General features: G+C 67.4%; 11 protein-coding genes. 4 read left to right on the top strand and 7 right to left on the bottom strand.

Annotated elements, in window-relative coordinates; translation table 11 throughout:
- Window positions 1–34: 34 nt before the first annotated feature.
- The 6 genes from HMPREF3114_RS11460 to HMPREF3114_RS11435 all read right to left on the bottom strand — a co-directional run bounded on the left by HMPREF3114_RS11460 (window position 35) and on the right by HMPREF3114_RS11435 (window position 6,818).
- Window positions 35–364 carry a hypothetical protein gene (locus HMPREF3114_RS11460; RefSeq protein ID WP_070489820.1) on the bottom strand — a complete coding sequence of 110 codons (330 nt, stop codon included), beginning with the start codon at window positions 362–364 and terminating at the stop codon, window positions 35–37.
- A gap of 97 nt (window positions 365–461) precedes the next feature.
- Window positions 462–2,207, bottom strand: coding sequence for a putative porin (locus HMPREF3114_RS11455; RefSeq protein ID WP_070489819.1), 1,746 nt, complete (start codon window positions 2,205–2,207; stop codon window positions 462–464).
- A 42-nt stretch (window positions 2,208–2,249) separates the two neighbouring features.
- Window positions 2,250–2,915, bottom strand: a complete 666-nt coding sequence (locus HMPREF3114_RS11450; RefSeq protein ID WP_070489818.1) for a cell envelope integrity protein TolA — start codon at window positions 2,913–2,915, stop codon at window positions 2,250–2,252.
- 39 nt (window positions 2,916–2,954) lie between these two features.
- Complete coding sequence (locus HMPREF3114_RS11445) at window positions 2,955–3,368, bottom strand: ExbD/TolR family protein (RefSeq protein WP_005409874.1); 414 nt, start codon at window positions 3,366–3,368, stop codon at window positions 2,955–2,957.
- 10 nt (window positions 3,369–3,378) lie between these two features.
- Window positions 3,379–5,163: a DUF2341 domain-containing protein gene (locus HMPREF3114_RS11440; RefSeq protein WP_070489817.1), complete on the bottom strand. Its 1,785-nt coding sequence runs from the start codon at window positions 5,161–5,163 to the stop codon at window positions 3,379–3,381.
- 38 nt (window positions 5,164–5,201) lie between these two features.
- The gene (locus tag HMPREF3114_RS11435; RefSeq protein ID WP_070489816.1) at window positions 5,202–6,818 is read right to left on the bottom strand and encodes a ShlB/FhaC/HecB family hemolysin secretion/activation protein; all 1,617 of its coding nucleotides are present in this window, start codon (window positions 6,816–6,818) and stop codon (window positions 5,202–5,204) included.
- Window positions 6,819–7,019: 201 nt separating this feature from the next.
- Between HMPREF3114_RS11435 and HMPREF3114_RS11430 the strand changes: the two genes are divergently transcribed.
- A complete protein-coding gene (locus HMPREF3114_RS11430) occupies window positions 7,020–7,349 on the top strand; it encodes a hypothetical protein (RefSeq protein WP_070489815.1) in 330 nt (109 codons plus the stop codon).
- Window positions 7,350–7,439: 90 nt separating this feature from the next.
- Here the strand turns inward: HMPREF3114_RS11430 and HMPREF3114_RS11425 are convergent, their stop codons facing one another.
- A complete protein-coding gene (locus HMPREF3114_RS11425) occupies window positions 7,440–7,901 on the bottom strand; it encodes a general secretion pathway protein (protein ID WP_176746380.1) in 462 nt (153 codons plus the stop codon).
- A 103-nt stretch (window positions 7,902–8,004) separates the two neighbouring features.
- Here HMPREF3114_RS11425 and gspH point away from each other — a divergent pair, with 103 nt between their 5' ends.
- The 3 genes from gspH to HMPREF3114_RS11410 are packed head-to-tail and all read left to right on the top strand — an operon-like array spanning window position 8,005 to window position 9,421.
- Entirely contained in the window at window positions 8,005–8,451 is a 447-nt protein-coding gene (gene gspH, locus HMPREF3114_RS11420) for a type II secretion system minor pseudopilin GspH (RefSeq protein ID WP_070489814.1), read from the top strand.
- The gene (gene gspI, locus HMPREF3114_RS11415; protein ID WP_005416768.1) at window positions 8,448–8,810 is read left to right on the top strand and encodes a type II secretion system minor pseudopilin GspI; all 363 of its coding nucleotides are present in this window, start codon (window positions 8,448–8,450) and stop codon (window positions 8,808–8,810) included. Before gspH ends, gspI begins: the two co-directional genes overlap by 4 nt.
- Window positions 8,807–9,421, top strand: a complete 615-nt coding sequence (locus HMPREF3114_RS11410) for a prepilin-type N-terminal cleavage/methylation domain-containing protein (RefSeq protein ID WP_070489813.1) — start codon at window positions 8,807–8,809, stop codon at window positions 9,419–9,421. Before gspI ends, HMPREF3114_RS11410 begins: the two co-directional genes overlap by 4 nt.
- The last annotated feature ends 216 nt before the right edge of the window (window positions 9,422–9,637 follow it).

Below are 9,637 nucleotides of genomic sequence, written 5' to 3'. Positions count from 1 at the left end.
CATCGGGTAGCGCCGGGCCATGCCCGGCGGCCGCTCAACGCCGTGAATGCAGCACGGTGCGCTGGCGCATCGCGTTGAATTCCTGCTCTACCTGCTGGATATCCTCGGCCTGGAACCCGGCCGCGTCCAGCAGCTCGTCGGCGGCGGCGGCGGCCAGCGGATCATCGTCACGCTGGCGCCAGCAGCGCGCTGGCAGGAAATACCCCACTTCGCTGCGCCCGCGCATGATCACCACCGGCCGGCCCGCATACAGCAGGAACTCGGCCAGGTGCTGGCGCAGGCCCTCCACTGAAACATAGGCCGGTCCAACACCCAGCATCTGGCTGGACGGTTCGGAACTCTCGAACAGCTTGCGACGGCTCATCCACTCCTCCTTATGTGCAGCGCGTGGTCTCCTTTCCTTAGACGGGCGCATCGCTGCGCCCCCGCCACGCACTACGTGATCCACATCACGCCGTCACTCAGAACCCGGTATTGAACTCCAGCTGGAACACATCGATCGACAGTGGAGCACCGGACACTTCCTTGGCCGCCATCCACTTGCCGCTGATCCAGCTGCGCGCGTCCAGCGCGTAGGCGCCGCCCACGTAGTAGCCGCGGGCGTTGGTGCCCCCGAGGTGGAAGTTCGGGTCGTTGTAGGCGTCCGGCAGCGCATCGGCCTCGATGCGCTTGTAGCCCAGCAGCGCCTGCCACTGGCCCTTCTCCTTCAGGTCGGTGGCACCGAAAGTGGCCTGCACCATCCAGGCGGTGTCGCCGCTGCGGAAGGTGTCGATGCTGGCGGTACCACCGGCGCCGTAGTTGTTGACGATGCCGTTGTTGGCGCGGCTGAACATCGCCTGCTTGTCGTAGGCCAGGTTGCGGATGTAGTCGCCATCCAGGCGCAGGCCGATGCCCTGGGCCAGCTGCGTATCCCAGCGCAGGTTCAGCGTGGCCAGGCGGAATGCCGAGGCCAGGCCGACGTACTGCGGGGTGGGCGTGTTGGCTGGATCCAGCGGGTTGCGTGCGATGTCGCGGATCAGCATCAGGGTGTTGCCCTTCTGCATGAACGCCGGGCGCGACCAGTCGGTGTCGCAGCCCACCGCGCCCGCATACAGCGCGCACGGCGAGGACAGGCGGCCGCTGATGTTCTTGAAGTCGTAGTAACCCAGCGCGGCGCGCAGCGCGTTGTCATCGTTGAAACGCCAGTTCACGCCGACCTGTGCGCCGGACAGCCACTTGTTCTCGTTCGGGGTCTTGACCCGACTCTGGCTGGGCGCGCTGTCGGAGGTGTACTCCAGCGGTACCACCGCCAGATTGCCGAACAGGCCAAGGTCACCGCCGTCGAAGTCGTACTGCAGGTTGGCGGCCAGGCCATCGAAGTTCAGGTCGTTGGAGAACAGCGTATCGCTGGTCCAGAACGGATTGCCGAAGCGGCCGCCGCGCACCGTCACCCAGTCGGCCGGGCTGTAGGCCAGCCAGGCCTGGTCCAGCCACACGTCCTTCTTGCTCAGGCCACCACCCAGCTGCTCGGTGGTTGACACCGGGCCATTGCTGCTGCCGCTGGCCAGGCGCACGCCAGCCGTGGTGTGCTGGCCGATGGTCGCCTCGATGCCGAGGCGGGCGCGGATGCGCCACAGGTTGCGGCGGTCCTGGCGGGTGTTCAGCAGCGGTGGCAGCTGCAGGTTGGTGTTGGTATTGGTGTCGAAGCCGTTGCCGGAATTGATCGACGACCAGTTGCTGACGATGTCGCTGTTGCGTTCGGAGAAGAAGCGCGACTCGCTGCGCACGCGCATGTCACCGGTGACCTTGATGCGCTTGGTCCACTCAGCCACTTCGTTCGGCGCCGCCCAACCCTCGGACCTGGCCTGCGTCATCACTTCCTGGCGCACTTCGTCACGAATGCCGTCGCGCACACTCTGCGGTACGTACGGCACGCGCACGTCACCGGCCTCCAGGGCCACGCCACCACTGGCGGCCGGTGTCCCGGCGGCCGCGGTGCGCTGCAACGCCGCTGCTTCGGCCTGCGCCTGCACCAGCAATGCCTGGCCGTCTTCGGGTTTCAGTGCACCGCTGGCGATCAGCCCCTTGATCAGCTTGACCATGGTGGTTTCGGCGGCCATCGCGCCGGCCGGGGCGGCCAGGCTGAGCAGCACGGCGCAGCACAGCAGCGCCCGTCGGGCCGGCCGCGGGTGGCGGGAGTCGGTTCGTGCACGGACGTGGTCGTTCATCACGGTTCTCATCGGAAGAAGGGAAATCACGGAGGTCGGGAATCAGGCCCCGGGCCGGCGGCCCTGGATCAGGACGCGGGCGGGGAAATCAAGCGACGGCGGCGGTGCCTGGTCGACCTTGCCGATGCGACCCAGTGCATCGAGCACGGCCGCGTCGGCCTCCTCGTTGCCACTGCCACGCACCAGCTCGACCTTCTCCAGGCGACCATCGCTGGCCAGCCACACATTCACCTGCAACTGGAACGCCAGGCGCTTGACCTTTTCGTCGCGCGAGATCGCCTGCTGCATCAGGTAGCCGAGGTAGCGCCCATAGGTGGCGTTGCCGGCACCGCCACGACCGACACCGGACGAACCGCCACCACTGCCGGACTGGATGCCGAAGTTGTCGCCACCGGCCTGCGCGTCGGCATTCATCGTCACCGGATCGCTGTTGTCCGGGGTCGGCGTCGGCTCTTCGGCCGGCGTCGGCTGATCCAGCGGCTCCGGTTCGGGCATCGTCTCTTCCGGCGGCGTTTCCGGTTCCGGCGGTTTTTCCGGTGGCGGCGGGGGTGGCGGAGGCGGTGGCGGCAACGCCAGCATCGGCGGCTGCACCACCGGCCGGCGGGTGCTGGCGGTGTCCTTGAACAACAGCCACCACAGCGCGACGCCGAGCACCAGCAACGCGACCAGCACCAGCGCGACGGTCACCAGCAACGGGCGACCACGCATGCCGGGCTCCGGCCGGGGGGGTTGATGGGCGGTCATGCCTCAGCCCTGCGCCTTGCCGGTGACCAGGCCCACCTGGGCCAGCTCCAAGCGCCGCAAGAGGTCCAGCACCTCGACCACCCGGGCATACTGCACCTGTGCGTCTCCGCGCACGATCACCGGGAAATCCGGCGTGGTCGCGCGCTCGGTACGCAACCGGTCTTCCAGCTCGGCCATCGTCACCGGGTAGGCATCCAGGAACACCTGGCCGCTGGGGTCGATGGTGATCGCCTTGGTCTTCGGCTTCTCCAGCGCCACGCTGTTGCTGGCCTTCGGCAGGTTGACCTCGATACCGGGGATGGAGGCGTTGCTGGTCAGGATGAAGATCACCAGCACCACCAGCAGCACGTCGACGAAGGGCGTCACGTTGATGCCCTTCTCGCGCTTCTTGATGCCGAACTTCGCCTTCTGGCCCATGGCGCGCTCCTCAGCCCTGGACCGCGGCCGGGCCGCGCCCGTCCTGCTCTTCGGCCAGGCGCGCGGCAAACTCGTCGATGAACACCGCCATGTCCGCACCGATCGCTTCGGCACGCGCGCCAAGGTAGTTGTAGCCGAACAGTGCAGGGATCGCGACGCCGAGGCCAGCCGCCGTACACAGCAGCGCTGCGGCCATGCCGGGTGCCACCGAGTTGATGTCGACCGCGCCAGCCATCGCCGCCACCACGAACACCAGCATGATGCCGATCACGGTGCCGAACAGGCCCACATACGGGGCCCCCTCGATGGTGGTCGACAGCCAGTTCATGCGTCGTGCCATCGCCTCCTGCTCACGCACCATCACCGCATCCATCGACGCGCGGATCGCCGCGATGGTGGCGCCACTGAGGTAGCCACTGTTGCCGTCGCGCTGATGGCGCTGCTGCATTTCATCAATGGCCACCTGGTAGATGCGCCACAACGAACCGTCGTGCATCGCGGCAGGTGCCTTGCCCTGGCGGTCCATGTCGGACAGGGTGCGCAGCGGCACGCCGGACAGCTTGCCGAAGCTCTCGGTGAACACTGCATTGGCCTTGCTGGTACGGCCGAAGTGCCGCCCCTTGGCGATCATGATTGCCCACGACAGCAGCATCATCAGGCCGAGGATGGCGACCACCACCCAGGCGTCGAACGGCATTGCCTTGAGGATGAAGGCGAAGTGGCTCTGCCCGGCGGACTGCTCGTCGGCACCGTAGCTGATCAGGCGCGAGTCGGCGCCCTGTGCGGTGGCGTCGGCCAGCAGCAGCGCGGCCGGCCGTGCCACGCGCGAGATACGCAGCTCATCCAGTGCGCCCTCGAAATTTGCCAGCGGCTGCACCGCGCCAGGCGCATCGGCGCCCACCACCGGAGCCGTGCCCAGCGCTGGCAGCGCACCGCTCAGCTGGGCAACGACGCGCCCATTGAGGTACAGCTGCAACGCGCCCTTCTCTGCCGTCAGTGCAACGTGTGCCCACTGTCCTTCCGGAACCGGCTGCGCGGGCGTGCTGCGCTGGCCATTGAGCTGCACGAACGGCACGCGGTTCTCGATGCCCAGCACCAGCTCGGATGCGCCGTCGCGACGCGCATAGATCGCCTGCGCCGCAGTGTTGCCGCCCGGCTTGATCCAGGCTGAAACGGTGAGCGGCGCGCCCGCTTCCTGAGCCAGCGATGCGCTGGCCGGCAGCGGCAGCGGACCGGCGCCCAGCTGCACGCCACGGCCGATCACCGAGCCTTCCGACGGCGGCACCACCGCACCGGCATTGTTGCCATAGGCGGTGGTGTCGCGTGCCGGCGCATTGGCCTCGGCAAAGTGGTAGACCAGCGTGTAATCCGGATCGAACACCTGCTGGCCGTTGCCGCTGGCCGGTGCCTTCTCATAGCCGTAGTACATCCAGATCGTCTGCGGCGCGGCAGCGCTGACTGACGGTACGTCGACCCAGACCAGGGCCAGGCCCATCCTGGGATCGAACTGTTCGATCTGGTGGGCCAGCACGGTACGGCCATCACCCGAGACGAAGCGCAGGTCGTTGCCCGCGTCCTGGGTTCCGTCGAAGCCGAAGTTGCCGGTATGCAGGCGCAGCAGCAGCGGCGTGCGGCCCGGGTCACCGGCCAGGCCCGCGCCCTGCGGGCCGGCGTCGATGGTGATCGGCTTGCGGTACTTCCATTCGGCCTGCCACCAATTGGCATCGGCCGCAGCCACCGGCAGCGCAACCAGCGCGGCCAGCAGCAACAACACTCGGGAAAGCAAACGGTCCATGCGAAGGGTCTCCGGAGAACGCATGTTCAAGGGAAGGGTCAGTAGCTGGTGCTGATGTTGAAATGCAGGCGCGGGTCGTCCTTGCGCGTGACCGGGCCATCGGCATACGGCCAGGCGTAGTCCAGGCGCAGTTGCAGGTGTTCGCCCAGGCGCAGCTGCGCGCCCAGGCCGACCGAGGCCAGGTTGTACTTGTCGCGCTGTTCGGGCAGCGGCTGGCGCAGGCGCAGGTAGGCCGCGTCGGCAAAGCTGTAGACACGCAGGTCGGTGCCGCGCCACAGCGACCACGCAGGAGTGCGCCATTCCAGGCTGGCCAGGCCGCCGTAGTCGCCGATCGCCTCGGCCGACAGGTAGCCACGCACGGTGTACATGCCGCCAGCGGCGAACTGCTCGGCCGACACCAGGGGCGCATCGGTTACCTGCAGCGAGCCACGCGCATACCACTGCCAGTCGTTGCCGAAAGTGTGGGTGTTGGCAACATCGGCCTTGAAGGCCACGAAGCTCGGGTCCGCCCAGTAGCGCTTCTGCCCGAACGCGGTGGCGTCGCTGCCGTAACCAAACAGGCGGCGGGTACCGGCCACCAGCTGGGTGTTGATGCTCAGCTGATCCTGCTCGCCCTGGCGCACGCCGACGAAGGCCAAGGTGATCGGCGCGTACTTCAACGGTGTTTTCAGGCTTTCCTTGCCCATTTGCGTGTCTTCCTCGGTGTCCTTGAAATCCACACCGAGGCTGAGCTGGCGCCACCACTGGCTGCTGCCGGCCAGGCGGTAGTTGAGCTTGAGGCCGATCGAATGGCCGTTGCCGATCACATTGGTGCCGGTGCCGGTACCGACCTGCCCACCTGCATTCAACACGCGGCTGTCGGATCTGTAGCCGGAGGCTTCCAGGCTCCACGGCGTACCTTCGAACGGCATCGTGTACGAGGCCGAGAACACCTTGGCCTGCTTCGTGTCTTCCGGCGCCAGATACACGCCGAGGTTGGCGCTGTGCCCACGCTTCCACAGGTTGTCGTAGGCCAGCGATGCACTCAGGCGCAGCTTCTCGGTGTCGGCGCTATGGTCGTTGTTGAGTGACGCACTGGCACGCCACGGCGATTTCTCCTCGACCTGCAGGTCCACATCCATCGTGCCCGGCACCTGGCCTTCGCGCACCAGTGGCATCACCTGGCGACGCCCGCCTTCGTTCAGTGCGGTCAGTTCCTTCTGGGCCTGGTCGAAGTCAGGCACCTTGCCCTCGGCCAGCGCCGGTACACGTTCGCGGATGCGTTCGGGCGACTCGTGGCGGGTGCCGACCACGCGCAGCTGGCCGATCGGCGTCTGCTGCACCTTCAGCAGCACCACGCCCCCACTGACCTGCTGCTCGGGTAGCTCGACGTAGACCGACTGGTAACCGGCCTGCTGATAGAGCGCGTGGACCGCATCGCGCGCCTTCTCGACATCGGCCAGGGTCTTGCCCGGGCCGAGGAACGGTTCCACCGCGCGTTCAATGTCGCGTGGATCGAGCACCGTGTTGCCGCGCACGATGTATTCGTTGATGTTCACGCTGGGCGCGGGTGCTGCCTCCTGCGCGAACAGCGGCAGCGGCATCGCGGCCAGGGCCAGCACCAGCGGATGCAGGCGCAGCGGAAGGCGAACGGCTCGGCACGGAACAGGATTCATCGAAGGCATCGCGTCGTATCGAAGGGAGGGGCCAGGGAGCGGCGCGTGGATCTACCAACAGGACGTGTACATCGCGTCAAAGCCGCCAACAGTTTTGTGACAGCACTGTCATCTTTTGAAAGCGCCGCAACGCACGCAGGCGGACCCTGCCTTGGCCACCCGTCTTCATTGCAGGACATCGATTGCTGCGGGAGATTCGAGATGTGTGAATCGTTGATGCCGGACCTGCGCGCGGCCCTCGCCCTGCTGCTGGCGCTGCCATCGGGTCGCGCCGACGAGGCGAAGGAGCAGGAAGAAGCTGCGCCCTGCATCGAAGTACTGGTCAACGGCGAGCGGATTCCGGCCTGGGACTGTCTGCAACGCAAGCTGGCGCCTGCGACAAGGCCGGCGAAGTCGGCGGCGCTCCCCGAAGCCGAACGCCTGATGCAGCAGCCCGGCAACCAGCTGATGCAGTACAACCTGGAAGGCACGCGGCAGCGCATGGGCGATGCGTTCGGTCGCTCGGTGGTGCCGCAGCGACCTGCGCGCTGAGTCTGCGCCTGTGTAGCGCCGAGCCCATGCTCGGCTGTCTTTGTATCCGTCGGCGAGGCCAAGCTGAAGCAGCCGAGCGCAGGCTCGGCCCTACAGGGCGGCCGGCACGATGCCATCGCTCGGCACCGGTGGCAGCGTGGGCACCGCCAGGCTGCGCGACTGCCCCGCCTGGTTGAGCTCCACCGTATTGGCACTGATGCTGGCCAGCACCGTGCAGGGCCCCAACCGCTGGCCCGGCGCGTAGGCTTCGGCAGGACGCCCATCCACCGAGAGCAGCGCAAGCGGTGCGTGGTCGCCGGCCAACACGCCCAGCACCACCACCTCGGTCTGCACGGCGCCGGGGGACACCAGGCGCACCAGCGGCAGGCTTGCCACCGCATCGAACATCGGCCGCACCGCCGCCTCGGTCTTCGCCTCGCTGGCCACGGCCGCCGGCGCCACCGCAGACAGAGTGATGCTCCAATAGGCCACTACGGCCAGCAGCAGCGCCGCCGCCAGCAGGGTCAACATGCGATTGCGATCCCAGCGCCTGCCGTCCATGTTCCGCACCATCGCCACGTTCGGGTCTGCCCACGCTAGCAGGTGCGGCTGACGCTTTTGTTTCATCATGCGGGCCTACGCTGGCAGGCATCGACCCGGACAGGAGGCAACGTCGATGCAGCGCGTGCCGCGTGGTTTCACCCTGCTGGAACTGATGGTGGTGCTGGTGATCATCGGTATCTGCACGGCGGGTATCGGGCTGGGCCTGGGCAGCCTGCTCGACCCGGGCCGGCAGCTGCGACAGGAAGCCGAACAGTTGGCGCAGCGCCTGCAGGTGGCGCGCGACGAGGCCCGGATCGATGGCCGCCCCCTGCGCTGGCAGGCCGACGCCGCCGGCTACCGCTTCAGCCGCCGCGAAGGCACCCGTTGGATGGATGTGCAGCGCGACGACCTGCTGCGCCCACAACCATGGCAGCTGGCGGGCATCGCGGTGCAGCCGACCACGCCGATTGAACTGAGCCCCGAATGGATTGGCGTGGCGTGGGAAGTGACGCTGTCGTTGCAGGGCCGCCAGCTGCGTCTTCGTGATGATGGCAGCGGACAGTTGCAGGTCGTGCAGTGAAGCGGAACAGGCACGGGTTCACCCTGATCGAAGTGCTGATCGCATTGGCGATCGTTTCAATCGCACTGGCGGCGGTGATGCGTTCGGTGGCGGTGGCTACCGACGATCAATCGCGCCTGCGCGACCGTCGGCTGGCACTGATGTGCGCGCAGGACCGCTGGCAGGAGCTGCGCCTGGCTGGGCAGCCGCCGCAGGATGCACGGCAGCGCTGCGTGCAGGGGCGCAGCACGTTCCTGGTGCTGCAACATCTCGGCACCGGCAGCGACAGCCAGCCGCAACTGGAGCTGAGCGTGGTGGCCGAAGATGCACCGCAGCAGTCCCTGGCGCGGATGCAGCTGCCATGGACCACCATGCAATGAAGCGGGTCGCGCGTGGCTTCACCCTGATCGAAGTGATGATCGCGATCACCATCATGGGTGTGCTGGCGCTGATCTGCTGGCGTGCGCTGGACAGCGTGGCCAGCAGCGACCAGCGCCTGCGCCGGGCCGATGCCGAAACCACGACGGCGCTGCGCATCCTGCAGCAGTTCCAGCGCGATATCGAGATGCGTGCCGACGACGCGCTGATGAATGGTGCAGTGCGTCCGGCCGATCAACCGCAGCGGCTGCTGCCTCCGTCCCTGGTAAGCGAACGGCACCCGGATGGCAGCTTCGCACTGGAGATCACCCGCAGTGTCGGCAGTGATGGACTACGCTGGCAGCGGGTGCGCTGGTGGCGGCAGGGCAATACGCTGTGGCGGGCCAGTGGCGCGGCGACTGATCGATACCCCCTGCCCGCGCCTGAGCCGTCGAAAGGCATTGCGGTGGCCAGGGATGTGCAGCGGTTCGAGGTACGCGCCTGGCAGCCGGGCGCTGGGTGGGCGCTGTTGCCGAGCGAAGGCGAGGTGCTGCCGGCCACCGGGCTGGAACTGCGGTTGGGCCTGCGCGATGGGCGCGGGTCGCTGAGCTACCGGCGGGTGCTGGCGTTGTAGGGTTCCTCCCAGGCAAAGCATCCACGCATGGCGTGGATCTACTGCCGAGCGGCTTCTACTGCCCGGCCTGCCCTGGTGGGTGCCGACCGTTGGTCGGCACTGATGCTGGCCCAGCCATCCACGCATGGCGTGGATCTACTGCCGAGTGGCTTCTACTGCCCGGCCTGCTTTGGTGGGTGCCGACCTTGGTCGGCACTGATGCTGGCCCAGCCATCC

Source organism: Stenotrophomonas sp. HMSC10F07, assembly GCF_001807895.1.
In the GTDB taxonomy this organism is placed as follows: Bacteria; Pseudomonadota; Gammaproteobacteria; order Xanthomonadales; family Xanthomonadaceae; genus Stenotrophomonas; species Stenotrophomonas sepilia.
Note: the sequence above shows the minus strand (reverse complement) of the source record. Positions and strands in the feature narration are given on the sequence as shown.